25 protein-coding genes are annotated in these 24,972 nt (G+C 43.2%); 20 read left to right on the top strand and 5 right to left on the bottom strand.

All coding sequences use genetic code 11. The annotated features are described in order from the left end of the window. Positions 1-328: 328 nt before the first annotated feature. The 10 genes from ACLI1A_RS08740 (at position 329) to ACLI1A_RS08695 (ending at position 8,241) form a co-directional block, all read left to right on the top strand. Entirely contained in the window at positions 329-742 is a 414-nt protein-coding gene (locus ACLI1A_RS08740; protein WP_411408222.1) for a response regulator, read from the top strand. A gap of 16 nt (positions 743-758) precedes the next feature. Continuing rightward, entirely contained in the window at positions 759-1,295 is a 537-nt protein-coding gene (locus ACLI1A_RS08735) for a heme NO-binding domain-containing protein (RefSeq protein WP_411408220.1), read from the top strand. Between the two features lie 6 nt (positions 1,296-1,301). Beyond that, on the top strand, positions 1,302-3,233 hold the full coding sequence (locus ACLI1A_RS08730) for a PAS domain-containing protein (protein ID WP_411408218.1): 1,932 nt from the start codon (positions 1,302-1,304) through the stop codon (positions 3,231-3,233). Beyond that, the gene (locus tag ACLI1A_RS08725) at positions 3,233-4,366 is read left to right on the top strand and encodes an FIST signal transduction protein (RefSeq protein ID WP_411408216.1); all 1,134 of its coding nucleotides are present in this window, start codon (positions 3,233-3,235) and stop codon (positions 4,364-4,366) included. The genes ACLI1A_RS08730 and ACLI1A_RS08725 overlap by 1 nt, the downstream gene beginning before the upstream one ends. A gap of 1 nt (position 4,367) precedes the next feature. Next, positions 4,368-5,417 carry a sensor histidine kinase gene (locus ACLI1A_RS08720; protein ID WP_411408214.1) on the top strand — a complete coding sequence of 350 codons (1,050 nt, stop codon included), beginning with the start codon at positions 4,368-4,370 and terminating at the stop codon, positions 5,415-5,417. Continuing rightward, on the top strand, positions 5,390-5,707 hold the full coding sequence (locus tag ACLI1A_RS08715; RefSeq protein ID WP_411408212.1) for an Hpt domain-containing protein: 318 nt from the start codon (positions 5,390-5,392) through the stop codon (positions 5,705-5,707). The genes ACLI1A_RS08720 and ACLI1A_RS08715 overlap by 28 nt, the downstream gene beginning before the upstream one ends. A 13-nt stretch (positions 5,708-5,720) precedes the next feature. Continuing rightward, positions 5,721-6,482: a LytR/AlgR family response regulator transcription factor gene (locus ACLI1A_RS08710; RefSeq protein WP_411408210.1), complete on the top strand. Its 762-nt coding sequence runs from the start codon at positions 5,721-5,723 to the stop codon at positions 6,480-6,482. 155 nt (positions 6,483-6,637) lie between these two features. After that, positions 6,638-7,051 carry a response regulator gene (locus ACLI1A_RS08705; RefSeq protein ID WP_411408208.1) on the top strand — a complete coding sequence of 138 codons (414 nt, stop codon included), beginning with the start codon at positions 6,638-6,640 and terminating at the stop codon, positions 7,049-7,051. 193 nt (positions 7,052-7,244) lie between these two features. Beyond that, a complete protein-coding gene (locus ACLI1A_RS08700; protein ID WP_411408206.1) occupies positions 7,245-7,778 on the top strand; it encodes a hypothetical protein in 534 nt (177 codons plus the stop codon). Between the two features lie 82 nt (positions 7,779-7,860). Next, on the top strand, positions 7,861-8,241 hold the full coding sequence (locus tag ACLI1A_RS08695) for a hypothetical protein (RefSeq protein WP_411408204.1): 381 nt from the start codon (positions 7,861-7,863) through the stop codon (positions 8,239-8,241). A gap of 74 nt (positions 8,242-8,315) precedes the next feature. Here ACLI1A_RS08695 and ACLI1A_RS08690 read toward each other — a convergent pair whose 3' ends face one another. Continuing rightward, positions 8,316-8,579, bottom strand: a complete 264-nt coding sequence (locus ACLI1A_RS08690) for a hypothetical protein (RefSeq protein ID WP_411408202.1) — start codon at positions 8,577-8,579, stop codon at positions 8,316-8,318. A gap of 402 nt (positions 8,580-8,981) precedes the next feature. Here ACLI1A_RS08690 and ACLI1A_RS08685 point away from each other — a divergent pair, with 402 nt between their 5' ends. Together ACLI1A_RS08685 and ACLI1A_RS08680 are read left to right on the top strand one after the other, a co-directional pair. Continuing rightward, the gene (locus ACLI1A_RS08685) at positions 8,982-9,836 is read left to right on the top strand and encodes a hypothetical protein (protein WP_411408200.1); all 855 of its coding nucleotides are present in this window, start codon (positions 8,982-8,984) and stop codon (positions 9,834-9,836) included. Between the two features lie 224 nt (positions 9,837-10,060). Next, entirely contained in the window at positions 10,061-12,424 is a 2,364-nt protein-coding gene (locus ACLI1A_RS08680) for a GAF domain-containing protein (protein WP_411408198.1), read from the top strand. 119 nt (positions 12,425-12,543) lie between these two features. On the opposite strand, the gene ACLI1A_RS08675 is transcribed toward ACLI1A_RS08680, so the two are convergent. Further along, positions 12,544-12,975: a TerB family tellurite resistance protein gene (locus tag ACLI1A_RS08675; RefSeq protein WP_411408196.1), complete on the bottom strand. Its 432-nt coding sequence runs from the start codon at positions 12,973-12,975 to the stop codon at positions 12,544-12,546. Between the two features lie 159 nt (positions 12,976-13,134). Here ACLI1A_RS08675 and ACLI1A_RS08670 point away from each other — a divergent pair, with 159 nt between their 5' ends. The 6 genes from ACLI1A_RS08670 (at position 13,135) to ACLI1A_RS08645 (ending at position 17,380) form a co-directional block, all read left to right on the top strand. Further along, positions 13,135-13,722, top strand: coding sequence for a HupE/UreJ family protein (locus ACLI1A_RS08670; RefSeq protein ID WP_411408194.1), 588 nt, complete (start codon positions 13,135-13,137; stop codon positions 13,720-13,722). A 49-nt stretch (positions 13,723-13,771) separates the two neighbouring features. Beyond that, a complete protein-coding gene (locus ACLI1A_RS08665) occupies positions 13,772-14,218 on the top strand; it encodes a deoxycytidylate deaminase (protein ID WP_411408192.1) in 447 nt (148 codons plus the stop codon). Further along, positions 14,208-15,785, top strand: coding sequence for a S41 family peptidase (locus tag ACLI1A_RS08660; RefSeq protein WP_411408190.1), 1,578 nt, complete (start codon positions 14,208-14,210; stop codon positions 15,783-15,785). The genes ACLI1A_RS08665 and ACLI1A_RS08660 overlap by 11 nt, the downstream gene beginning before the upstream one ends. Before the next feature lie 156 nt (positions 15,786-15,941). Continuing rightward, a complete protein-coding gene (locus ACLI1A_RS08655; protein WP_411408188.1) occupies positions 15,942-16,517 on the top strand; it encodes a MarC family protein in 576 nt (191 codons plus the stop codon). Between the two features lie 54 nt (positions 16,518-16,571). Beyond that, positions 16,572-16,772, top strand: coding sequence for a hypothetical protein (locus ACLI1A_RS08650; protein ID WP_411408186.1), 201 nt, complete (start codon positions 16,572-16,574; stop codon positions 16,770-16,772). Next, positions 16,772-17,380: an FAD-dependent oxidoreductase gene (locus ACLI1A_RS08645; protein WP_411408184.1), complete on the top strand. Its 609-nt coding sequence runs from the start codon at positions 16,772-16,774 to the stop codon at positions 17,378-17,380. Before ACLI1A_RS08650 ends, ACLI1A_RS08645 begins: the two co-directional genes overlap by 1 nt. Before the next feature lie 211 nt (positions 17,381-17,591). On the opposite strand, the gene ACLI1A_RS08640 is transcribed toward ACLI1A_RS08645, so the two are convergent. Beyond that, a complete protein-coding gene (locus ACLI1A_RS08640) occupies positions 17,592-18,779 on the bottom strand; it encodes a Pycsar system effector family protein (RefSeq protein WP_411408182.1) in 1,188 nt (395 codons plus the stop codon). A gap of 32 nt (positions 18,780-18,811) precedes the next feature. On the opposite strand from ACLI1A_RS08640, the gene ACLI1A_RS08635 reads away from it, so the two are divergent. After that, positions 18,812-22,540, top strand: a complete 3,729-nt coding sequence (locus ACLI1A_RS08635) for a metallophosphoesterase (protein WP_411408180.1) — start codon at positions 18,812-18,814, stop codon at positions 22,538-22,540. A gap of 147 nt (positions 22,541-22,687) precedes the next feature. Here the strand turns inward: ACLI1A_RS08635 and ACLI1A_RS08630 are convergent, their stop codons facing one another. Together ACLI1A_RS08630 and ACLI1A_RS08625 are read right to left on the bottom strand one after the other, a co-directional pair. Further along, positions 22,688-23,041, bottom strand: a complete 354-nt coding sequence (locus ACLI1A_RS08630; protein ID WP_411408178.1) for a hypothetical protein — start codon at positions 23,039-23,041, stop codon at positions 22,688-22,690. Position 23,042: 1 nt separating this feature from the next. After that, positions 23,043-24,017: a polyprenyl synthetase family protein gene (locus ACLI1A_RS08625; RefSeq protein WP_411408176.1), complete on the bottom strand. Its 975-nt coding sequence runs from the start codon at positions 24,015-24,017 to the stop codon at positions 23,043-23,045. A gap of 277 nt (positions 24,018-24,294) precedes the next feature. On the opposite strand from ACLI1A_RS08625, the gene ACLI1A_RS08620 reads away from it, so the two are divergent. Further along, entirely contained in the window at positions 24,295-24,897 is a 603-nt protein-coding gene (locus ACLI1A_RS08620; RefSeq protein WP_411408174.1) for a TetR/AcrR family transcriptional regulator, read from the top strand. Positions 24,898-24,972 lie beyond the last annotated feature (75 nt).

The following is a 24,972-nucleotide window of genomic DNA, read 5'->3' as shown; positions in this document are numbered from 1 at the left end:
TCTATTGCCTAATTACACCAAAAACCCACAAATAAAACAGGAAGAAATTACCTGTTTTTTCATATTAATAATGTTAAAGCAACTAAAAAACCAGTAAATAAAGGGTATTTGCTAAAATTTAGTAAGACCAGTTTCGGTAATGCGCCGTTATATCCGATAAAACATATTAACATTTTGTTAAATTTACTCTGTTTGTCTACAAAAAAATACCATTCACCGAAGGTAAAGCGCCATCCACCGAAGCAAACACCTCCCATAACGAAGATTATACATTTTAGGAGTCAGATTAATTAGTTTTGTTAACTATCCATTTTTTACACAAGTTACAATGTCAAGGGTACTTAATATACTACTCATAGAAGACGACGCTATTGAGGTTATGAAGTTTAACCGCGTTCTTAAATCACTGGGGCTGAACCACAAGGTTATTGAGGCAGGCAACGGTGAAGAAGCGTTGCAGATACTGAAGGAAAGAAATATAATACCCGACATTATATTGCTGGATTTAAATATGCCTAAAATAAACGGCATAGAATTTTTAGGGATTTTAAAATCTGACGAAGTACTGCGATATATCCCATCCATAATACTAAGCACCAGCAACAACCATAAAGATGTATTAGAATGTTACCGCATAGGCATAGCCGGATATCTTATAAAACCGCTTAAGTATGAAGATTATACCGAACGAATAAGGAAACTTTTGGAATACTGGAGCACAAACGAACTAACCTCTCAATAAAAAACACCACCTTGCTATGTACGGGATGATATATGTAACCATAAAAGATTATGCTGAAGCCGCCTATGGCGATGCTGCCTGGCAGGAAATAACATCCCTAATAGACCGCAACATAAGCTTTACTGCTACAGACCAACCCTACAGCGAAGAAAACATTTATTACCTGGCCGGCATTGTTGCAAAACAAACCGGCGACGACATAAACAAAGTACTATACGGTTTTGGCTACAGGACACCCGAAACCATTGTAGAAAAATATCCTGAAGTAATGGCCTCCAGAGGAGACAGCCTACAGGAATATTTAGTAAATTTACCTGCATTTCATAACCGGATGAGCCTTATTTACCCTCAACTCAAAGCACCTGAGTTCAGGATTATTGCAGTTACTGAAAATTCTATAGAAATAGAATACCAGTATAAGCTTGAGGAAATATTGCCATACGTGTTAGGATACCTTGCCGGCTTATCGCAACATTTTAAGAAAGACAGTAAAGTTACTGCCGTTCCTGAAAAAAGCACCCGCCGTACTTTAGTATTTAATGTTAGCTGGTAAAAAAGCATGAAAAACTGGATATTTTCATTTACTAAGGAGAATTTTGACAAGATATTCCCCTTCTATTTGCTTATAGATAATAACCTGGAAATAAAATCCTTCGGGAGAAGTATTTCAAAATTATACCCAAGTCTTGAGGCAGGTGCTACTTTTACCGATTTTTTTCGTTTTAAGCGTCCTTTTGTAGAAACCATTACACCTGAAACATTACAGGAAAACGCCACTCAACTTGTTATCTTGGAATGCCTTACAGGATCTGAAGTAATACTGCGCGGACAGTTTGAACAGGTACACGACAGGTACCTGTTTGTAGGTTCGCCGTGGTTTGTATCTATGGAAGAGATTAAAAGCAAAAGCCTTAACCTTTCAGATTTTGCAAGCTACGACCCGCTGCTGGATTTACTTCAGTTGCTAAAAACCCAGGAAATAACCACCCTGGAACTGCGCAACCTGCTAAAAATAAACAACAGCCAGCGCGAAGACCTGCGTAAAGACCGTGAAGAGCTAAACCGCCTTTCTATGGTGGCCAGCAGCAACAATAACGGTATAATATTTACCACCCCCGACGCCAAAATATTTTGGTGTAACGATGCTTATATAGAGCAAACCGGTTTTAGCCGCGAAGAAATTATAGGCCGCACGCCGGTACAGGTAGGTAACAACCCCGCTATAGAAAAACAGGCGCTGGACAAAATGGTAAACCTGTTTTATAACGGAGAAGCATTTGACGTAGAAATAACCCACGGGCGAAAAGACGGCAGCTTTTTCTGGACGCGTACACAGGGGCAACCTATTTATGACGATCATGGCAAGGTAACCCAGTATTTTGCAATGATAGAGGACATGACCGAGATAAAATCTAAAGACGAGCAGGTAAAACTGTTGTCGCTTATTTCGGAAAAAAACATAAACTCTATAGTAATATGCGACAGCGACGGGCGTATAAACTGGGCTAACAAGCGTTATAGCCAAATGACCGGTTTTAGCACTGCTGAACTTATGGGACAAAGGCCGGGCGACCTGCTGCAAGGCCCGGATACTGACCCTGAAACCGTACGTTACCTTACCGAACAAATAGAACAAGGTAAACCTTTTAGTTGCGAAATACTAAACTATAACGCCAAAAGAAAACCTTTCTGGACACACGTACAGGGGCAAACCCTGTATGATGACTGGGGCGAAATTAAAGGCTATTTTGCAGTAGCAGAAGACATAAGCCAACGCAAAAAATTTGAACACCAGAAGGAAGAGCTACTACTAAGCCTTGAAAAGAGTAATAAAGAGCTTGAAGACTACGCACAAATAGTATCGCACGACCTTAAGTCGCCATTGCGTAGTATTAACTCTCTGATTGCCTGGATACGCGAAGAAAATGAAGACACCATGAGCGAGCAAACTGCCATGTACATGAGCATGATAGAAAACAAGCTCGAAAAAATGGACAGCCTTATACAGGGAGTACTTACATATTCTCGTATAGACCGCACCGATGTGGGCCGGGAACACATAGACCTTGACGAGGTGGTATCAAACATTATCCATATTATAGACATACCTCATCATATAAACGTAAGTATAGACAAAAAGCTGCCTACGGTAATTGCCGACCGTTTCAGGATGCAGCAGTTGTTTCAAAACTTAATAGGAAATGCGGTAAATTACATAGATAAACCCGAAGGTTTTGTAAACATAGGATATACCGAAACAAAAGCAGACTATACTTTTTATGTAAAAGACAATGGCCCGGGCATAGCACCGGAAAACCACGAAAAAGTATTTAAAATATTCCAGTCGCTGGTAAAAAACGAGCGTTCTACCGGCCTGGGGCTTTCCATTGTAAAAAAAGTGGTAGACCACTACAAAGGAAAGGTTTGGATAGAAAGTACCGTGGGACAGGGCACCACGTTTTTTGCCCGATTTCCTAAAACCTCTAAATAATGAAAGCAGTACAGGCACTTTACACCCCTCAGGACGGGTGGAAATATTTAGGTGAAAAACAAGAATTAAAAAACCCTCTTGTTTTGGTTTTCGCAAATAGGCTCCTGCTGGAACAACCGGATGTGTTGCAGCAAATACAAACCGAGTTTAACTACGGGCATACGGTATATGTATCTACCGCAGGAGAAATATTAGGAGATAACGTATACGATGACTCTGTTACGGTAACAGCCCTGGATTTTGAAAAAAGCACATTTACCGTAGTTACAGAGCATCTCGAAAATTTTAACAACGATACCCGCGCCATGGCCAAGACCCTTTCGGAAAAACTACCGAAAGAAGACCTTAAGCACATGCTGGTTTTTGGCTCAGGGCATTTTATAAACGGTAGTGCGCTTGCCGAAGGACTTTCGAAGGACGCTTTTGGTAATGTACCCGTTACCGGTGGCCTTAGCGGAGACGACGGCCGTTTTGAAAGAACCGTTACCGGGTATAACACACCCCCACAAGACGGCAACTGCGTACTTATAGGTATTTATGGAGGCAACCCCGAAATTACCTATGCCAGCTACGGCGGTTTTCAGCCGATAGGCCCACAACGAAAGGCAACAAAATCTGAAAACAACGTAGTGTATGAAATAGACGGTAAACCCGCTCTGGACCTGTACCGTGCTTATCTGGGCGAAAGGGTGGAGCAAAAAATGGAATCACTATTAGGATTCCCACTACTTATAATACCTCCCGGAAAAACCTTCGGGCTGGTGCGTACAGTACTGCGCATAGATACCGGAGACGGCTCTATAGTACTTGCGGGAGACTGCCCACCAGACAGCAAAGTACAAATGCTTATGGCCTCTATGCACGGCATTGCAGACGGCGCCCTGGAGGCAGCCAAACAGGCTGTATCCAGCCGCACTAAAGAAGCCGAAGCTGCTATTATAGTAAGCTGCATGGGCCGAAAAGCCATAATGGGCATGCGCATAGAGGAGGAGATAGAAATGATACGCGAAATAATAGGCGATAAAGCTGCCTTTACCGGCTTTTATTCTTATGCTGAGATAGCTCCGTTTTTTGGGAATCTTATTTGCGAGGTACACAACCAAACCTTAACCCTAACCTTAATCAGCGAATAATATGAATCCACTGCTGGAAAGACAACTAAAAAAGCATCTGCCAAACGCAGACCCGGCTTCTATGGAAAAATTTCTGCAGGCAGTAAACGATTCATACGTTCATTATGACGAGCAGATAACCCTGCTGCAACATGCTATGACACTGGGTTCGGAGGAGCTTTATGAAGCCAATGAAAAATTACGAAGCGAAGCCGATACCCTGCAACAGCTGAATGCCGACCTGAACTCGGTATTGTTTTCCATGAAGCTGGCCGCACAGGAACCAAACAACGAAACCTTTAACCCGGCAGAATACATAAAGAAACAAACAGAGGAGATTGTTAAGGCAAATGAGCAGCGCGAAAAACTAGTAAAAAACCTGGAAGAACAAAACCAGGAACTGAATGATTATGCCCACATGGTAAGCCATGACCTTAAGGCACCGCTGCGAACCATAAACACCCTGATTACCTGGATTGTTGAAGACAACCGCGACAAACTGGATAATGAGAGCCTTAACTCTTTAAATCTTATTCTTTTTAATACCGAAAAGATGGATTTACTTATTAAAGGCATACTGGAATACTCGTCAATAGACCGACACGAAACAGAAAACAGGCCGGTAAATTTTAACGAGCTACTGCACGAAATACTTGTTACAGTGGGCAGCCCAAACGGCGTTAAAATAATCGTGGCCCCTAACATGCCCCGTATAGAAGGTAACTATTACCGTTTTAGGCAGCTGTTTCAAAACCTTATAGAAAACGCTATAAAATACAACGACAAACCACAGGGACTTATAGAAATAGGCTTTAAAGAAGAGCCTACCGATTATGTTTTTTATGTAAAAGACAACGGAAAAGGGATTCCAAAAATATATTTCGACAAAATTTTTAATATATTTACAAAGCTTGATAATAACAGCCAATCATCGGGCATAGGACTTTCTATTGTAAAAAAGATCATAGCACGGTATGAAGGGCGCCTTTGGCTGGAAAGCACGGAAAACGAAGGAACAACATTTTACTTTACCTTACCCAAAAAATGGAACAGCCTAACCTGGACTATATAAACACCCTGGCCGGAGACGATGATGATTTTAAAGCCATACTTATAAAAACCATTAAAGCTGAACTCCCGCAGGAAATAGCAGCATACACTAACAGCTATACCGGCGGCGACTATAAAACCTGTGCCGAACATGTGCATAAGCTGAAGCACAAAATCAGCATTTTAGGTTTAGAAAAAAGTTATTATCTTGCCGCAGAATTTGAAGACCAGTTAAAAAACAACGAAAACTCCCTGGCACCTGACTTTGAAGCCATACTACAAAGCATGGTAACATTTACAGAAGGGTTATAGCATTTATCAGCCTATGAATTGCATTATTGTTGACGACGAAACGCTGGCGCGTAATATCCTTGAAGGACTGGCGGCTAAAGATCCTGAACTTACAGTAGCGGGTACATACAGCAATGCCATGCATGCCATGAAACACTTAAACCAGCACGAAGATACCGATCTTATCTTCCTGGATATACACATGCCTGATTTTACAGGGTTTGATTTTATTCAAACCATTAAAAATCCACCGGCTGTTGTACTGGTTACCTCAGATAAAAACTTTGCCACAGAGGCATTTGAATACGACTGTATAGTCGACTATCTTGTAAAACCCATAACCGAAGAAAGGTTTTTCAGGGCCGTGCGCAAGGCAAAGGCACTAAAGGCATCTGCCCCTGCACCATCATTTACCCCGGTAAGCGGCACTACCCCTGCGGCACCCGCAGCCGAACCAATATCGCAAACGGTTCCTGCTGATACTGCTACAGAGTTTTATGTAAACATAGACCGCAGGCTTATTAAGATAGAAATACAATCAGTAAACGTGGTGGAGGCAAAAGGCGACTACATCCATATAAAAACTGAGGCCAAAAACTACATTGTACACAGTACACTAAAAAAAATAGAAGAAAAACTACCTGCCAGCCTTTTCCTTAAGGTGCACCGTACTTACATAATAAACACAAAAAAAATAGTGGATATTGAAGATAATAGTGTGCTTATAGGCAAAGATGTTATACCGGTAAGCCGTGCAAACAGGCCCGAACTTATGAAGCGTTTAAACATGCTTTAGCGCAAAACTTAGGCTAATCAAATATTAAATGATTAACCAAAAAACAATTGAACGACTCAAAGTTGCCATTCAACGACACTCTACGCCTATTTGGCTAAAATCAGCAAGATAACCTTTAGGGGCTTTGTACATTTGTTCTGTAAAACGGAAAGAAAATGTCAAGGCCCCTAAATATATTATTAGTAGAAGACGATGCTATTGAAGTGATGAAGTTTAACAAGGTGGTAAAAAACCTGGAACTGCGTCATAAAATAGTTGAGGCTCATGATGGTGCACAGGCCCTGGAATTACTTAAAGACAGGGAAGTAAACCCGGATATTATTATACTGGACTTAAATATGCCCAAAATGAACGGCATAGAGTTCCTTAAAATACTAAAACAAGACGAAAGCCGTAAATCTATACCTACGGTTATTCTTACCACATCTACAAACCATACCGACATTAAAGAATGCTATAACATAGGTATTGCAGGATATGTGGTAAAACCCCTTAGGCATGAGGACTACATGAACAACACCAAAAAACTTATAGAATACTGGAGCACAAACGAGCTTATTAATAGTTAAGAGAACATCATTACATTATATTTCATTACACGAAATCTTAAATCTTGTATAAAGACACTGGGCGTCCTTTCGGGTGCCCTTTGTTATTTAGAACCCCAACCAAAATGTTAAATTTTAAAAATTAACACAATCATCGTTAAACTTTATTGCAAAAACGTCGTCAAAGAGGTATAACATTAAATTGGAAATACAGATGAGAACGTTAATTGCAGCAATTGCCATGATGGCAGCGCTAAATGTGGCAGCCCAGGAAGAAAGAGGTTTTGATGACAGGCATGCAGGCCCGGGATTTGACGGTGCTGATGTAGCCATGCATGAAGAGAGAATGGACAGGCCCGAATTTGAAGCCGATGGCCCAATGAGAGGCGACAGGGAAAAACTGACTCCGCAACAACGCGCTGAGCTAAAAGCAAAACAACTTACACTTGCTCTGGACCTGACGGATAAACAGCAGAAGGATATCCAAAAACTGGTACTGGACCGCGAACTTAAAAAGAAGGAAGCGCATGACAAGCTAAAGGCCGATCGTGAAGCAGGTAAGGTTCCTACAGCCGACGAACGCTTTGCTATGAAAAGCCAAATGCTGGACGAACAGATAGCCATGAAACGCGAGATGAAGAAAATACTTAGCCCTGAGCAGTTTACAAAATTTGAAAAAATGCACACAGAGCATGCAGCCAAAAGGCCTGAAGGCGGTGTTAAGGCAAAAAAAGGCCGTAGAAGGTAAATTTTATGTGTTAAAGTTTTGTGTTGTTTTGTAAATTAGTTAGATTTGACGAAATAAACACTAAACAAAAACAATAATTGTCATGAAAAAAATAATTGCTTTGATCGCTCTTTCGCTTGGTGTTGGCTTCACAGCTTCTGCACAGCAAAAAAAGGCTACTGCGCCTGCAACTGTAAAAACTCAGACTCAGCTTAGCGATGCTGAAATTGCAGCAGCTGCTAAAAATGATGTGGCCAGCCTAAACAGCGTAGTTACACTTACTGATAGTGAAAAATCAATGTTCAACGAGCTGTTTACAACAAAATACCGCAACTTCCGTGAGGTATCTGTTCCTAATGCAAGCCCTGACCGCAAAGAAATTATCTCACAAAACATAGAGTCTAAACTAAGGGCTACCCTAAGCGCTGATAAAATGGCGAAGCTTGACGCTAACCCTGCAGTGCTTAAGAAAATCACTCACTAAGATTTTTATATTTAGATATATACAACAAGCCCCGCAGTGCGGGGCTTGTTTATTTTAAAAACATCCTGTAAGGTTTAGGCACCCGTATCTGTGCGCACTATATTTTTACCTTCCCTAACGGCAGAGTGTTTTACGCTTACAAGGTGCATTTCGCTTTCTTCTTCTAACTGCACTGACCCTACTTTTTTTGCAGGCCTCGGAAAACTAGCCAGTTCCTCTGGGTTTACCACAGCCGGATCTTCATACGGTAATGTAGTATCGGGGGTTAAGTGTCTTATTTCTTCCAGCCTTTGTGCCCTGTCTTCGGGTGTACGCACCCTTTTATCATTTGCTTCCATAACTTTACATATTAAGGTTAACTAATGTGTGTATTGCTATTATCAGTTTCAATGTATGCTCAAACCTTTGTGAATTTCAGGCAACCTGCACACTTTACTGCTGATTTATAATATAAAGTTACGCCACAATTTTATCAATCCCTATGCAATTAACGCAGGGTTAACAGCCAATAAAACCCTAAAAAACACTGCAAAATCCATACGTTAATCGGCAAAATACGCCTGTAAACGATTATTTCACCAAATGAGTACAGTATGCACGCATAATGCATAACTTTAGGCTTACCAACACACCGCAAGGTACCAGCCTTGCTAAAAATATTTTGATTATTCCGGCTGTATAGACCACACCTATACAGCTTTTTTTGTACTTATTGGTTCCTTTTCCCTACCTTTAAACTCATGAAAAGAATATTGCCGGGCGCATGTATACTGCTTGCTGCCGTAGCCACCTGCTGTGCCGATAAAAAAAACGACACCCAACACATAGATATAGAAGAAATAGCCACACTGCACCTTAAAGAAGTTTCGGGGCTGGAGTATGTAAACGGCACCCTGTGGGCACAGGAAGACAGCGGCAATAATGCATCGTTATACATCATAGACCAAAAAACAGGCAAGCATACTGAAGTACCCGTAACCAATGCCAAAAACAATGACTGGGAAGACCTGGCCGCAGATGAAGCAGGTAACCTGTACGTAGGTGATTTTGGCAACAATGAAAACGACCGCACTAACCTGGCCATATACGCCCTGGGAAAACCGGGCAACGAAATAGCAGTAACCGGCACCACTACTTTTAACTACCCGGAACAAAAAGATTTTCCGGCTAAGAAAAAAGACCGCAACTTTGACTGCGAGGCTTTCTTTGAATATAAAGGCAACTTTTATCTGTTCAGTAAAAACCGCTGTGTACCGGCCGATGATATTGTAAAGGTTCGTAAAGTAAGCAAGACCGGGGCAACGTCTGCTGTAACCATAGGTAGTTTTAGCACCTGCGATAACTTTAGGAAATGTGCCATAGCCGGCGCAGATATAAGCCCCGACGGAAAAACCATAGCCCTGGTAAGCGGTAGTAAATTGTGGTTGATTACAGGCTATAAAGGTGATGATTTTGCCCACGGCACCATACAATCGTATGACTTAGGAAAAACAACCCAAAAAGAGGCCGTTTGTTTTACCGACAATAAAACCCTGCTGGTAGCCGACGAAAAAGACAAAAAAGACGGTGGCAAGCTGTACCGTATAAAGCTTTAATAGGTTATTCGGTGATTGTTAATTTGTGTATTCGTGTATTTGGTTTCAAAAAATCCAGATTAATTAGCGATTGCAGGGCTTTTGCGTTACCAGGGTTTCATTAGTTTTTCAAATACACGCATTAACAAATAAACAAATCCACCCCTAAACGCAGAAACCTTAAAGTTAGTATAAGCGATTTAAAAATTTTGTAACTTTGCAGCCACACATCAATCTACAAAGCTATGGAGGCAAAACAATACAAATGGGGGCCACTGGTACCCCGCCTCTCGTTCCACAAAGTGCTTGAAGCACTGGAGGATATCGCTAAAAACGAAACCGGTTACCGGGCCGAATATGCCCAGGCACTGCTTAATCATGCCGCACCCTACCCCGAACTGCGCGACGGCATAGAAGACATGGGTCTTATACAAACCCATGAAGGGCTTATACGCAACCTGCTGGCCGATTTGTTTCCTACAGCGCTTACAAATAACGAGATTAAGGCCGTAACCATACCCTTTTATAATCTTACCTTTAACCATACAGCACGTTTTACAAAAATACTCAGCAATGCGGGTAGCGATTTTGATATGGCCATCCGTGATTTTGACAATCACCATTTTTATGTTTTTTGCTGCTGTTTGATTCTAAACTCTCATTACGGTTATAATTTCGACTTTAACAAGCCGCTGTTTTATGACATACCCGATGAGGATGGCGTAATGCACCACTACCGCATAACCTATAATGCCGATTTTATGGAGCTGGTTGCTACAGATAAGGCCGTAAATATTACAGCCGAAGATGTAAACCTGCTCATGGACAACTTTGACAACCTTGACATTTGGCAAGAAAAGTTCCCGCCGGACAGTTGGCTGGTAAAAGGTTTCGGTATAGTATCCTTGTATGACGCTACTACAGAGAATGCCATAGGCAGCCTTAAAGACAGCTTACTGAACAACGACAATAAGGAAAACAAAGACACCGAAAGCTTTGAAGGTATTTTCCGGTCCATCTTTCGTATACCCGACCTGCGTGTAGGCTTTACCGAGGTAAATACCGAGGATAACCTGTTTAAGCTGGCACCTTTTTTGGGCGTAAAGAGCCATATACTTAACGGTATAAACGAAATGGACTGCGATGCCATGTTTTGCAGCGACGACCTGGACGAGATAATGCACGACCGCAAGTATTTTGTAATAAGCGACGTAGAACGGTTTATAGAAGAAAACCCTACCGAAACCGCTATGGCACAGCACCTGCTTTCGCAGGATATACGCAGCCTTATACTGGCGCCTATTATTAAAAACGATCGTTTTTACGGGTTTATAGAGCTGGTTTCGGCAAGGGCAAAAGACCTGAATACCATAAACGCTAACAAGCTGGAATTTGTAACGCCGTTTATTACCGATACCATAGAGCGCTACTACAGCGAACTGCAAAACGAGGTAGATGCCATAATACAAAACGAATACACAGCCATACACCACAGTGTATACTGGAAGTTTAGGGAAGAAGCCCTGGAGCACCTGCAAAGCCGCAATAACCGCGAGGCATTTAAGGATATTGTATTTAGGGAAGTATACCCACTATACGGACAGCTGGATGTAAAAGGCAGCAGCACTGCCCGAAACGACAGTACCGAAAAAGACCTGATGCTACAGGTACAAACCCTGCTATCGGTATTCAGGTATATATTTGAGCAGCAGCCTTTGCCGCTTGTAGAGCAGCACATATTTGAACTTGAAAGCCTGGAAGACAAACTGCGCGACCCTCTTAAAGCAGATACCGAAGCTACCATTCAAACGTATATAATTAATGAGGTACACCCAGTACTAAACCATTTTAGTAGCAGTAACCCGGCAGTAACCGCCCGTATTAAGGAATACTTTAATTCGCTTGATAATAAGCTGCATATGGTGTACCAAAGCCGTAAGGATTTTGACCGTACATTGTCGGCCATAAACAAACAAATGGCAAACCTGCTGGATAAAAAGCAGGAACAGGCACAGTTGTTCTTTCCGCATTATTACGAACGCTTTAAAACCGACGGTGTAGAGCACAACCTGTATATAGGTGCCAGCATTTCGCCCAAGCACCCTTATAATCCGTTGTACCTAAACAACCTGAGGTTATGGCAGCTACAGGTAATGTGCGAAATGGAAAACGAGTACTACCGCCTGAAACCGTCATTGCCGTACGAGCTAGATGTTACATCGCTTATACTGGTATTCAGTTCAGCCATAAGCATCCGTTTCCGTATGGACGAAAAACGTTTTGATGTAGACGGCACCTACAATGCCCGCTATGAAGTGGTGAAAAAACGTATAGATAAGAGCAACATAAAAGGTACTAAGGAGCGTATTACACAAAAAGGCAAGATAACCATAGTATACACCCAGCGCAAGGAAGAAACCGAATACAGGCGCTACATACAGTTCCTGCAACACAAAGGGCTGCTGGGTAATGTAGTAGAAAGCTTTGATGTAGAAGACCTGCAGGGTGTTACCGGCCTTAAGGCGCTACGTGTAGCCATAAACTACGGGGTAGATAATACCGGCACCTATACGTATGATGACCTTATAAAAGAGCTGCAAACCAAATAATATGATATAACAATACTTTATACAAAGCCCCTTTTTAAGGGGCTTTGGTGTTTTATAGATTGCCGCATACGGCTTAAAACAAAAAACCCTCCGTTTCCGGAGGGCTTGGTATTACGTTTTTATTTGTTCATGTGCTGCATTTCGTATACAAAAGTGTCGCTGTCTACGCCCATAACCAGTAAAGATAGTGCCTTGTCTACAATATACTTTACGTTACCGGGTGTAAAGCCCAGCGCCAGCGAAAAACGGGTAAGTATTTCTTTTTGTTTAGGTCCCAGTACGTGGTCTGCATACACCATGCGGCTAAGGTCGTACAACCTTTCCAGTCGCTGCACATACAGGTGCGGCGGGTTTACGGGGTACTTGTACGGGTTAGCAAGAATCAGCTTATAGTCTTCCTCCGAAATCTCTAATTTCTTAGCTAGCTTATCAATAAACGCCCTTTCCTCTACACTGAGGTGGCCGTTTTCCATAGCAACCCTAACAATAGAGGCAAAATGCCCCTGGTTACGTTGCTTAAATCCTGTGTCAAATAGATCTGAGATAGACATAATTCTTTGTGTTTATTCGTTTACTTTCTTCTAAAAACGTTTTTGCGTTCAATAAAATTATGAAACATTTTTTTAATACTTATCATTATACGTGCCATATCGGTGCAAAAAAGACGTAAGTTTACATTTCCTAACTAAATCTTAAGAGTTCTAAGGCTGATGAGCGATTTTCAGTTATACTTTACCCTGGGTTTTCAGCACGTGCTGAGCCTTGACGGGTTTGACCATCTTTTATTTCTTGCCATGCTGGCACTACCCTATAGCTTTAAAGACTGGAAACAGGTACTGCTGTTGTCCACCCTTTTTACCATAGGCCACACCATGACGCTGGTACTATCAGTATACGGATTGGTAAACGTAAATTCGGGGCCGGTAGAGTTCCTTATCCCCATAACCATATTTGTTACTGCGGCATCTAATATTTTCTTTACCAAAAACCGTTCGGCATCGGGCATGCTGAATTTTGCAGCGCTTACCGCCCTGTTTTTCGGGCTTGTACACGGGCTGGGTTTTTCGCATGGATTTAAGATGATCATTGCCGGGCAAAAGCAGCGCGTATTTGTTACCCTTATGGAATTTACACTGGGTATAGAGGTAGCACAACTTATTGCCGTTTTAGCCGTTCTTATCATTACACTACTGGTAACAGACGGACTTAAGGTAAACCGCCGCGACTGGCAGCTGGTACTTTCGGCTTTTGTGGCAGGTATTTCATTGCCCCTGATTATTAGCCATCGTTTTTGGTAATTTATACGTAATTTTAAAGTCCCGAAGCGTTTAGCGGCGGGCACTAAGCATGAAACAGGATAAACTAAGTAAATATGACAGGGCTTACCTAAGGATAGCCCGCGAATGGGGTCAGCTTTCGTACTGCAAACGCAAGAAAGTTGGCGCAATTATTGTAAAAGACAGGATGATCATCTCAGACGGGTACAACGGTACACCGTCGGGCTTTGAAAACTGCTGCGAAGACGATGAGGGCACTACAAAATGGTACGTACTGCACGCCGAGGCAAATGCCATACTTAAGGTGGCACGCTCTACCCAAAGCTGCGAAGGTGCCACGCTGTACATAACCATGTCGCCCTGCAAAGACTGCAGCAAACTGATACACCAGGCGGGCATAACCCGCGTAGTGTACCAAACATTGTACAAAGACCGTTCGGGTGTTGATTTCCTGGAGAAGGCAGGTGTAGCAGTGGAACAGGTATCAGAACAGGATAGTAATAAAAATGAAGATTAAAAAAGTATTTCTCCCCGTAGTGCTGGCTACAGCCATGGCCCTGGGGATAGTTATAGGCAGCCTGCTGAATTATCCGGCACAGCAGGGTGCGCTTATTGGCGGAAATACCTCAGGTAAAGGCAAGCTGAACAAGCTGGTAGACTTTATTGAAAGCGAATATGTAGACGATGTAAATACCGACAGTATTGTAGACCTTACCGTAAACAGCATACTGGAAAAACTGGATCCGCACAGCGTATACATAGACAAAGGCGAAATGGAACAGGTAAGCCAAAGCATGAAAGGCGACTTTGTGGGCATTGGCGTTAACTTTTACATGTACAAAGATTCGGTGGCGGTAATAAAACCCGTGCCGGGCGGCCCCAGCGAAAGAGCCGGTATACGCGCCGGAGACCGCATCCTCTTTGCAGACAACTATAAACTATACGGGCGTAAGCTGCCAAACGATACACTGTTTAGTAAACTGAAAGGTGAAGAAGGCAGTAAGCTTACCCTTACCATTTTCCGTAAAAGCGAAAACCGCAAGTTTAATGTAAACATTACCCGAGATGTGGTGCCTATACAAAGTGTAGATGCTGCCGTAATGGTAAAACCGGGTACAGGTTACATAAAGGTAAACCGCTTTGCAGAGACCACGGAAACCGAATTCCATAAAGCCATAGGCAACCTGAAAAAACAAGGTGCAAAAGAACTGATTGTAGACCTGCGCGATAACGGCGGCGGCTACATGGAAATGGCTGTGGAAATGGCCGACGAGTTTTTGCCGGACGGCCGCGTGATTGTAAAGACCAAGAACAAGAAAGGCCGCGTAGACGTGAACCGCGCTACCGAAAAAGGCCTGTTTGAAACGGGTAAACTGTATGTACTGATAAACGAAAACAGTGCTTCGGCAAGTGAAATATTTGCCGGTGCCATACAGGATAACGACAGGGGAACTATTGTGGGCCGACGCTCGTTTGGTAAAGGGCTGGTGCAGCGCGAAATGCCGCTGGGCGATGGCAGTGCCGTGCGCCTTACCGTAGCACGCTACTACACTCCGTCGGGGCGAAGCATACAGCGCAGCTATAAGGAGGGTGGCGAAGCCTATTTTAACGACCTGCAAAAACGTTTTGAAAGCGGTGAGCTCTACGCTGCCGACAGCATAAAAATAGCCGATACACTGAAGTATAAAACCCTTAAAGGGCGCATAGTGTATGGCGGCGGTGGTATTATACCCGACACATTTGTGCCGCTGGACGGCAAGCACGGCGACGAAAACATAACCACACTGATGCAAAGCGGCATGGTAGCCTATTTTGTATTTGAACAGCTGGACAAAACCCGCAAAGCATTGAGCGGGCTTGATGCTACAGCCATAGAAAAACAAATTACAGGTACAGACGAATATTATAACGCGTTTAATAAATACCTGGCCGGAAACGGGCTTGTATTTAAACTGGAAAAACACAAAGCCAAGGTGAAAGAATACCTTGCGGCAGAGTTTGTAAGGCAACTGATAAGTGAAAAGGCCTACTACGAAATGATACTGAAACAAGACAATATGGTAAAGGCGGTGCTTTTACCATAATTGCCTTTTACAGACGACAGCTTTTTATATCGCTATTAATCAGCAACTAAGCAATTATTTAACCAAGCATTCGCCTGTGTTAAATAATATCACAAAAACATTGCTGATTGTGATTTTGTATAGTAATTTTGCGCCCGAAAAAATACACCTTATACAATGACTGTTAACTGGAAAGATGTTTTTACTGTAAGCATGGTACTGTTTGCCGTAATAGATATAGTGGGAAGCATACCCATTATTGTAAACCTGCGTAGTAAACTAGGCCACATACAAAGCGAAAAAGCATCGATAGTGGCACTGGTTATTATGATTGCCTTTTTATTTGTAGGCGAAGAAATCCTGAAACTTATAGGTATTGATGCTAACTCATTTGCAGTGGCGGGTTCGTTTGTACTCTTCTTCCTGGCGTTAGAAATGATACTGGGCATAAACCTGTACAAGGAAGACAACCCCAGCACGGCATCTATAGTACCCATAGCGTTTCCTCTTATAGCCGGTGCGGGTACCATGACCACCCTGCTGTCTTTACGCTCTCAATACGACAAGATAAACATTATCATAGCCATAGCCATAAACGTAGCGGTGGTATATGTGGTGCTAAAATCGTCGGCCAAGATAGAGCGCATACTGGGTAATAACGGCCTGGGGGTTATCCGCAAGGTTTTTGGCGTAATCCTTCTTGCCATAGCTGTTAAATTATTTGCATCTAATGTAAAGCAGTTGTTCGTATAACAGTTATATTGATTAATTTTACAGCCAGTTATTTCATATTTAAGCAATACTACAATGAAAGTATTCATCTATATCCTTATGGGGCTTACCATTGCCCTGGCTGTATTTAACCTTACACAGGTAAATTTTGAAAATCCACTGGAAAAGAACAGCGCTGTAGCTCTTATCTGCACACTACTATCGGTATGCGGACTGCTAATACTGCTGATATTTAACAGTGCTAAAAAAATTGACCAGAAAATCCGTAAACACTAATGTTTGATGTACTTATTATAGGCGGGGGCGCTGCGGGCGTTTCCTGCGCGCTTATTATTGGCTCAGCCCTAAAAAGGCCGTATGCCGAAGGCAAAAAGGTAGCCATACTTACCCACCAGAAAGCCAGTGCCCTGCAAGACGGCTTATACAACAATGCTTACGGTATAGCACCGGGCACTCTTGGAGCCGACCTTTTGCGTACCAGCCTGGAGCACCTGGGCAGCCTGTACCCCGAAGTAGAGCAGATTCCTGCCGAAAAAGTAATGAATATAACCGGCAGCGCAGGTAATTTTACCGTTACCACAAACAAAAACACGTATACCGCAAAGATTGTGGTTGTGGCCTCGGGCTCTGCTCCGGCAGCTGCAATTGAGGGGCTTGAAGAATATATAGAGCCGCACAAAAAGGCACTACCCGAAAAAAACCGCATACAACTGCGCAATGACGACCACCTTGTAGCCGAAGGGCTGTATGTAGCCGGTACACTTGCGGGTCAACGCAGCCAGCTATCTATAGCAGCAGGTAGCGGAGCATCGGTAGGAACAGATATCCTTACGCTGTGGAACGAAGGAAAGCCTACACAATACCACGACAGCACCCGTAAATAATTTTAGAATTCAGATTGAAGAATTCAGATTTAGCTGCACTCTTACTGCCGGTCATTGAGAACGCAGCGGAGCGTGGCAATCTAAAAACAAAGCCCATAAGCTAAGAACTTATGGGCTTTGTTGTAAAATATCTTTAGTTTGCTCTTAATAATCACATGGATTACCGGAGTGAGTGAAGCTAAATCTGAAATCTGAAATCTACCCTCTGAAATTATAACATCCAGAACGCATATACAAACGCCGACACCGAAATGATGATACCCACCATAAATATATTATACGTTACGCGTAGCAAGCGGTACTTACGGTTAAGCACCAGCCCCAGGAAGTAAAGGTCTTTAATAAGGGCACCGTATACATCGTCACGGTCGGTCATCAGTTCACGCAGGGCGGTGTCATACTCTTCCAGGCTCATCTTATAAAAGTTACCAAAGAACAACAGGTTTACTCGCTTTTGCCTAACGTCGTCTTTGCTAAAATTGGCCGTATTTACTTTTGGCCGTGTACTAAGTATGGCAAATATGATACTTACGGTGCTAAACAGCATCATTATAAACGTAGGAAACACCAGGTGTGCATTAGCGGGGCTGTCCAGCTTAGGGATAAGCGTACTCAGCGAAATGGATATAATAATGGTATTTACAGAAAGGAGTATGTTTGCCTTACTGTCGGCTATATCACTCAGGCGGGTATGGTTGCTCAGCGTTACCCTGAATAAGGTATCAATACCCCTGTCGGGTTTTTCCTCCTTTTTCTTCTCTTTTTCTTTCTCCTTGTCCTTTTTCTTTTCTTTTTTATCCTGCTTATTATAGCCGGTTATGGCATCCTGCAGCGCAGCTATGTTTGCTTCTTTTATGGTTTGCAGGTGCTTCTTGGCATAATGGGTATAAAACCTGTGCTTGTGCAGCAGCAGCATACGGTTACCCACATTCCACTCCAGGTCGGTAAACTCTTTGCCTTCCGTTTTCTGCCATTCGCTGCGCAACAGTTCAGACAGCTGTATATAATTAGGATCGGCAAAATGAGCGCAATCAGCATCTTTCATTATTTTTTCGGGCAGGTCTTCCGGCTCATAAGACAGCTCGGTAGCCATAATAAGGCGCTTAACCAAAGTAGTTTTATCATCAGGGTAACCTTCAGCCTTCAGGAATTCCTCGGCCATAACGGCACTGCGTTTTTCATGAGAAAGGCCTCCTTCTATATACCCTATATCATGAAACCACCCTGCCAGTACTATGGCTTCAAGTGTGGCTGCATCTACTTCCTCGGCTTTGGCTATGGTTTCCGCAGCACGAACTACCCGTAAAGTATGGTTAAAATTATGGTATATATAATCGGGAGATAGCCTATCTTTGAATAGGTGGAATACATGGTTCTCCGCTTTAGAAACAATATCCATTGGCAAGACTGATTAAAAAACACTACCAAATTATGAAAATCTTTCCGGTTGCCACCAGGCTTTCAAAAAATATTGGCAATACTGCTGTTATTGCTACTGCTTTAGTGCTGGCTTCCTGTGCTGTAAAACAGGAACAATACGGCAAAAAAGCACTTGCCGCCAAAGACAGTACACAAGTTACCGCCGCCGACACCCTTGCCCATAGTTTTTACCTTGTGGGCGATGCCGGTTATGCCGACAGTCCGCATTCGCAGCAGTTGCTTAAGGTAGTGGGCAACAAGCTGAAGAAAGAAGGAAAAAACACCACCCTGTTTTACCTGGGCGATAATGTGTATCCGCTGGGTGTACCAAAGGAAGGCGAAAAAGGCCGCAAAGAAGCCGAAGCTTCACTAAACAGCCAACTGGCACTTGCAGGGCTTTTTAAAGGTAAAACCTATTTTATACCCGGCAACCACGACTGGTACCACGGACTAAAAGGCTTGCAGGAACAGGAAAAACTGGTAAAAGAGGCTTTGGGCAAAAAAGCATTTCAGCCCGGAAGCGGCTGCGCCATAAACGACATTAAGGTTACCGATAATATTACCATAATTACCATAGACAGCCAGTGGTACTTAGAAGACTGGGACAACTACCCTACCATAAACGACGACTGCGACATAAAAACCCGCGAGGCTTTTTTCCTGGAGCTGGAAAGCCTGCTGAATAAAAACCAGGACAAAACCATACTGCTGGCTATGCACCATCCGCTTATGGATAATGGCGCGCACGGCGGACAGCTGGAAGCCCGAAAGGAAATATACCCTGTAAAAAAAGTACCGCTGCCCATAGTAGGAAGCCTTATAAACCTGATACGGAACACCGGCGGGGTTATAGACCAGGACTTGCAAAGCAAAGAATACCGTACCCTGAGCGATCGTATAAAAACCCTGCTGCAACCACGTAATAACGTAATTGTACTATCCGGGCACGACCATAACCTTCAATACATAGAAAAAGACAACATAAAGCAGATAATAAGCGGCGCCGGAAGCAAGGAAGAAGGCGCACGTGCCATTAATGATTACGACTTTTCGTATGGTGGGCGTGGCTATGCCACCCTGGATGTGTTTACAAACGGTGAGGCTATTGTAAAATACTTTAAGGTAACTGATAACGGAGAGGAAGAAATATTTACAAAACGCCTGCTGCATAACGAAATTGAAGAAGGTGCAAACCCCGCTTTATACAGCCGGAATTTCCCTAAAGATACTACTGCATCTATATATTCTAAGGCCGAAACTACAAAAAGTGGTTTTTACCGTTTCTTGTTTGGCGAACATTACCGCAAATATTACAGCACCCCTGTTAACGTTCCGGTGGCGGTATTAGACACGCTGCACGGAGGCTTTACCGTAGGGCGTGCCGGTGGTGGGCACCAGAGCAACTCCATACGGCTTATAGATAAACAGGGGCATGAATACGTAATGCGTGCCGTGCGCAAAAGCACCACCCGTTTTATACAATCATCGGCATTTAAAACCCGGTATGTAGGCGACGAGTTTGAAAACACCTATGCCGAACGTTTCCTGCTGGATTTTTATACCACGGCAAACCCGTACACCCCGTTTATTATTAACGACCTGGTAGGGGCTGTGGGTATTTACCATACAAATCCGGAGCTGTACTATATACCGAAACAACCTGCAATGGGCAAGTACAATACCGAATACGGCGATGCTCTTTTTATGGTTGAGGAACGTCCGTCGGGCGAGTTTAGCAATACAGATACCTTTGGACATGCAAAAGACATTATAAGTTCTGACGATGTACACGATAAGCTTGCCAAAAGCAAAAAGAACGTAATCGACGAAAAAATGTACATACGTGCAAGGCTGTTTGACCTGGCTGTGGGCGACTGGGACCGTCATGCCGACCAGTGGCGCTGGGCCGAGTTTAAAACACCGGACAGCACGTATTACCGCCCTATACCCCGCGACCGCGACCAGGCTTTCCCCAAGATAGACGGGAAACTGCTGTCTATAATAATGACAATGCCTGCGCTGCGCTATATGCGTAATTATACCGAGGAAATATCCAGTGTAAGGTGGCAGGCCAAACAGGGCTACCCACAGGATGTGGCTTTTATTACAAAAAGCGGCGAAAAAGAATGGCTGGAACAGGCTGCTTATATAAAGGAGCACCTGACCAACGAGGTTATAGATAAGGCTTTCGCTCAGCTGCCGCCTGAAATTATGGATGGCGATATAGAAACCATAAAGAAAAACCTGAAAAGCCGCCGCGACAAACTGGACAAATATGCCCTGGAATACCGCAAGGTATTACTGCGCACCGTACTGCTTACAGGTACAGACAAAAAAGACCGTTTTGAAATAACACGCAAGCCCGGTGGCATTACCCAGGTGGAGCTTTACAGCGTAAGCAAAAAGGGCGACAGCCTAATATACAGCAATACCTACAACCGTAAAGAAACCAAAGAACTGTGGATTTACGGGCTGGACGACGACGATGTTTTCAACGTAAAAGGAAAACCTGAAAAACCGATAACCCTTAGGCTTATAGGCGGGCAAAACCACGACAATTATATAGTGGAAAACGGCAAAAAAGTAAAGATTTACGATTTTAAGAGTAAAGAAAACACCTATGAAGCGGATAGCCGTACCGCAATGCGCCTTACTGATGATTATGAAACCAATAGTTATGATTACAAAAAACCGAATTACAACTATTGGATGGGCTACCCCATGATAGGTTACAACCCCGATGACGGCGTAAAACTGGGAGCCAGTGCCGGGTATACCGTAAACAACTTTAACCGCAGGCCTTTTTCGCGCAAGCATACCTTTGCCGTAAACTATTTCTTTGCCACCATGGGCTTTGAGTTTAAATACAAAGGCGTGTTTATGAATGTGGCCAGCAAATGGAACCTGGGTATGGATGCCCGTTATACCAGTAATAATTTTAGTATTAACTACTTTGGTATGGGTAACGAAACCGCAAACCACGACAATGAGCTGGGCATGGACTACAACCGTGTAAAGCTACAGGTATTCCGTGTGTCGCCGTCGGTATTTAAGCAAGGGGTAAACGGCAGTGCCGTAGAGCTTAAAACCGATTTTGAAACCGTAGAGGTAGACGGTACCACAGACCGTTTTGTAAACCAGCCGGGGGCTATACCAAACCGTTTGTTTGAGCATCTGCAATACGCCGGTGTACAGGGCACATATAAATTTGAAAACTACGACAACGCATCACTACCCGCTATGGGCCTTAAGTTTTATGCTACAGGCGGCTGGAAGATGAGTTTTGACACCTTTGAACGAAACTTTGCTTACGGCGAAAGCAGCCTTACTTTTTGGCACCGCCTTACTCAAAACGACAAGCTGGTACTTTCCAGTGGGGTAAAAGGCAAATTGATTTTTAACAATAACTACGAGTTTTACCAGGCCAGCACACTGGGTGGCGATGCCGACCTGCGTGGTTACCGCCGCGAGCGCTTTTATGGGCGCAACAGCTTTTTGCACACTACCGACCTAAGGTACACGCTGGGCAAAGGAAAAAGTATAATCCCTGTAACCTATGGCCTGCTGGGCGGATATGATTACGGACGCGTATGGCTACCGGGAGAACACAGCAACAAATGGCACCAGGGTGCAGGTGGCGGTTTCTGGTTAAACGGAGCCAGCCTTATTACCGCAAACGTAAGTTATTTTTATGGCTCAGACGGAGGCAGGGTTACCTTCGGGATGATGATGGGGTTGTAATTTAAGATTTAAGATTGTAGATTTAAGATTTAGCTTCACTCGTATGTTTTAAACGGGCTGAAGAAAGCACAAAGGAAGCGTATTGAAGTTTTAGTATTTACTACTCACTCCCGTATACTGAGACTGCGACTGAAAACTGCAACCTGCCTAATACCTGTTACGAAACCACACCTTTTGCCATTCGCGCTTCAGGATAAGAAAAGTAACCTGCTCTGCCAGTTCGGCAATGTCGCCGCCGTTAAGCGATTTCACGTCTTTTTCGGGCACATCTATAATGTACAGCAGGTTTAGGTATTCGGCAAACTTATGGTGTATAAGGCGAAAAATCTTGTCCTGTACTGCCATTTTCATATCAAAAGGCGAAATGCCTTCGGCAAGTTCTACAGGCTCGTTGGCCAATGCAAAATCTTTATTCAGCTGTTCTACCAGTTTTGTATACAGCTGTTCTTTTTGCGCCTGGCTTAGCAGCAGGTCGGTGTTTTCCGGAGGAACGTAGGTCATATTACACAGTGCGTTTCATAAGGTTTTGCCCAAAGGCGTGCAAAACCTCTTTTTTATCGGCTTCTATATCCATTTTATCCAGCGTTTCAAAAGCCTTAAGGGTATATGCTTCTATGGCCTCTTTTGTTACGGCATCGGCACGGCTGGCGGTAAAAATATTTTTTACATCTTCTATTTTAGCCGAAGGATCTTCGGGTTGGGCAGAAAACCATTGCAGCAGGCGCTCGCGGTCGTATGCATTGGCCTGTTTTATAGCTTTCAGGTACAGATAGGTTTTTTTGTTTTCTATAATATCTCCCCCCACTTGTTTACCAAAGGTAAGCGGATCGCCAAAAGCATCCAGGTAATCATCCTGCAGCTGGAAAGCAATACCCAGGTATCGACCAAAATCGTATATAAGATTTGCGTTTTCTTCAGAAGTCCCGGCTACAATAGCCCCCATTTTCATGGCAGCCCCTACCAGTACGGCAGTTTTGTATTCTATCATTTTCAGGTATTCCGGTTCAGTAACGTCGTTGCGGGTTTCAAAATCCACGTCCCATTGCTGTCCTTCGCAAACCTCAAGGGCTGTTTTACTAAATAGCTTGGCAAGGTCGCGGAATACTGCCGGCTCATACTGTTCAAAATACTGGTACGCCAGTATCAGCATGGCATCACCGCTAAGTATACCGGTATTAATGTTCCATTTTTCGTGTACGGTTTGGTTACCACGGCGCAGGGGTGCATCGTCCATAATATCATCGTGTACCAAGCTGAAGTTATGAAAAACCTCAACAGCCACAGCAGCAGGCAGCGCCTTTTTACAGTCGGTGTTAAACACCTCAGCAGCCATAAGCGTAAGCACCGGCCTAATGCGTTTACCGCCAAGCGACAGTATGTAGTTTACAGGATCGTACAGGTTTTTTGGTTCTTTATCCACAACAGTACTGGCAAAAAAACTGGCCACTACCTCTTGATAATAGGTTATAGGGTGCATTAATACAGAATATTTGCGATAAAAGTACTCTATTATTACGTGTTATGCAAAACTAACCGTACAACCCGGCAGTATTGTAGAAAACAATTATAAAAAATACGCGCTGTGTATCATTACCTTACATTATTACCAGCTGTTAAATACATTTTAGCATCCATTGTTAAACAGCACTACCCCGGCTACAACCTGATAGTTTGACAAATATGTAAAAACTTTGGAAACTTTTTTGGTTTTAAAAGTTTCCTTTATATATTTGCACCATGAAATTCATCCTGCAATGAAAGAGTCTATACTGGAAAAAGCAATGGAACTTTACCTGAAGCTGGGTTTTAAGGGCGTGACGCTAGACGACATAGCCCAGGAAATGAGCATCAGTAAAAAAACCATTTACCAGCATTTTTCAAACAGGAATGAACTCATAGAGGCTGTAGCCAAAACAATAATGGAGGAAATAAAGTGCGATATAGACACACTAAGCCAGGGACAAATGGATCCTATGGAAGAAATGTTTGCCATACGCCGTTATTTAAGAAAAACACTTGAAGGTAAATTTCAACTACCTATATACCAGCTTAATAAATTTTTCCCTGAAATAGCACAGAAGCTGAAACGCGACCAGTTTGGCAAAATGTATGAAAGCGTTATAGACAACCTGAAACGCGGCATAGCGCTGGAGCTTTACAGAGACGACCTGAATCTTGAATTTGTAATCCGAATTTATTTTGCGGGAATAACCGGCACTAAGGACACCGACCTGTTTCCTGAAGACCAGTTTAACATTCATAGTGTTACAAACCTGTACCTGGAGTACCACCTGCGCGCCATTTGTACGCAAAAAGGTGTAACCCTTCTGGAAAAACACCTTAAAGAAACCGAATAAATTTCTTAACAAAAATTAACAACACTACTTAAAAGGAAACGTATACATTTGCGTTGACAAAATTGTCAAACTAAA

This window comes from Flavobacterium sp. RHBU_3 (assembly GCF_046613565.1).
Classification (GTDB): Bacteria; Bacteroidota; Bacteroidia; order Flavobacteriales; family Flavobacteriaceae; genus Flavobacterium.
The sequence above is the reverse complement of the archived record's forward strand: the minus strand, read 5'-3'. Positions and strand labels throughout refer to the sequence as shown.

Excerpts from the sequence above, each read along its gene's own strand:
- ACLI1A_RS08740 (WP_411408222.1), top strand. The coding sequence starts at position 329 with ATGTCAAGGGTACTTAATATACTACTCATAGAAGACGACGCTATTGAG.
- ACLI1A_RS08735 (WP_411408220.1), top strand. The coding sequence starts at position 759 with ATGTACGGGATGATATATGTAACCATAAAAGATTATGCTGAAGCCGCC.
- ACLI1A_RS08730 (WP_411408218.1), top strand. The coding sequence starts at position 1,302 with ATGAAAAACTGGATATTTTCATTTACTAAGGAGAATTTTGACAAGATA.
- ACLI1A_RS08725 (WP_411408216.1), top strand. The coding sequence starts at position 3,233 with ATGAAAGCAGTACAGGCACTTTACACCCCTCAGGACGGGTGGAAATAT.
- ACLI1A_RS08720 (WP_411408214.1), top strand. The coding sequence starts at position 4,368 with ATGAATCCACTGCTGGAAAGACAACTAAAAAAGCATCTGCCAAACGCA.
- ACLI1A_RS08715 (WP_411408212.1), top strand. The coding sequence starts at position 5,390 with ATGGAACAGCCTAACCTGGACTATATAAACACCCTGGCCGGAGACGAT.
- ACLI1A_RS08710 (WP_411408210.1), top strand. The coding sequence starts at position 5,721 with ATGAATTGCATTATTGTTGACGACGAAACGCTGGCGCGTAATATCCTT.
- ACLI1A_RS08705 (WP_411408208.1), top strand. The coding sequence starts at position 6,638 with ATGTCAAGGCCCCTAAATATATTATTAGTAGAAGACGATGCTATTGAA.
- ACLI1A_RS08700 (WP_411408206.1), top strand. The coding sequence starts at position 7,245 with ATGAGAACGTTAATTGCAGCAATTGCCATGATGGCAGCGCTAAATGTG.
- ACLI1A_RS08695 (WP_411408204.1), top strand. The coding sequence starts at position 7,861 with ATGAAAAAAATAATTGCTTTGATCGCTCTTTCGCTTGGTGTTGGCTTC.
- ACLI1A_RS08690 (WP_411408202.1), bottom strand. The coding sequence starts at position 8,579 with ATGGAAGCAAATGATAAAAGGGTGCGTACACCCGAAGACAGGGCACAA.
- ACLI1A_RS08685 (WP_411408200.1), top strand. The coding sequence starts at position 8,982 with ATGAAAAGAATATTGCCGGGCGCATGTATACTGCTTGCTGCCGTAGCC.
- ACLI1A_RS08680 (WP_411408198.1), top strand. The coding sequence starts at position 10,061 with ATGGAGGCAAAACAATACAAATGGGGGCCACTGGTACCCCGCCTCTCG.
- ACLI1A_RS08675 (WP_411408196.1), bottom strand. The coding sequence starts at position 12,975 with ATGTCTATCTCAGATCTATTTGACACAGGATTTAAGCAACGTAACCAG.
- ACLI1A_RS08670 (WP_411408194.1), top strand. The coding sequence starts at position 13,135 with ATGAGCGATTTTCAGTTATACTTTACCCTGGGTTTTCAGCACGTGCTG.
- ACLI1A_RS08665 (WP_411408192.1), top strand. The coding sequence starts at position 13,772 with ATGAAACAGGATAAACTAAGTAAATATGACAGGGCTTACCTAAGGATA.
- ACLI1A_RS08660 (WP_411408190.1), top strand. The coding sequence starts at position 14,208 with ATGAAGATTAAAAAAGTATTTCTCCCCGTAGTGCTGGCTACAGCCATG.
- ACLI1A_RS08655 (WP_411408188.1), top strand. The coding sequence starts at position 15,942 with ATGACTGTTAACTGGAAAGATGTTTTTACTGTAAGCATGGTACTGTTT.
- ACLI1A_RS08650 (WP_411408186.1), top strand. The coding sequence starts at position 16,572 with ATGAAAGTATTCATCTATATCCTTATGGGGCTTACCATTGCCCTGGCT.
- ACLI1A_RS08645 (WP_411408184.1), top strand. The coding sequence starts at position 16,772 with ATGTTTGATGTACTTATTATAGGCGGGGGCGCTGCGGGCGTTTCCTGC.
- ACLI1A_RS08640 (WP_411408182.1), bottom strand. The coding sequence starts at position 18,779 with ATGGATATTGTTTCTAAAGCGGAGAACCATGTATTCCACCTATTCAAA.
- ACLI1A_RS08635 (WP_411408180.1), top strand. The coding sequence starts at position 18,812 with ATGAAAATCTTTCCGGTTGCCACCAGGCTTTCAAAAAATATTGGCAAT.
- ACLI1A_RS08630 (WP_411408178.1), bottom strand. The coding sequence starts at position 23,041 with ATGACCTACGTTCCTCCGGAAAACACCGACCTGCTGCTAAGCCAGGCG.
- ACLI1A_RS08625 (WP_411408176.1), bottom strand. The coding sequence starts at position 24,017 with ATGCACCCTATAACCTATTATCAAGAGGTAGTGGCCAGTTTTTTTGCC.
- ACLI1A_RS08620 (WP_411408174.1), top strand. The coding sequence starts at position 24,295 with ATGAAAGAGTCTATACTGGAAAAAGCAATGGAACTTTACCTGAAGCTG.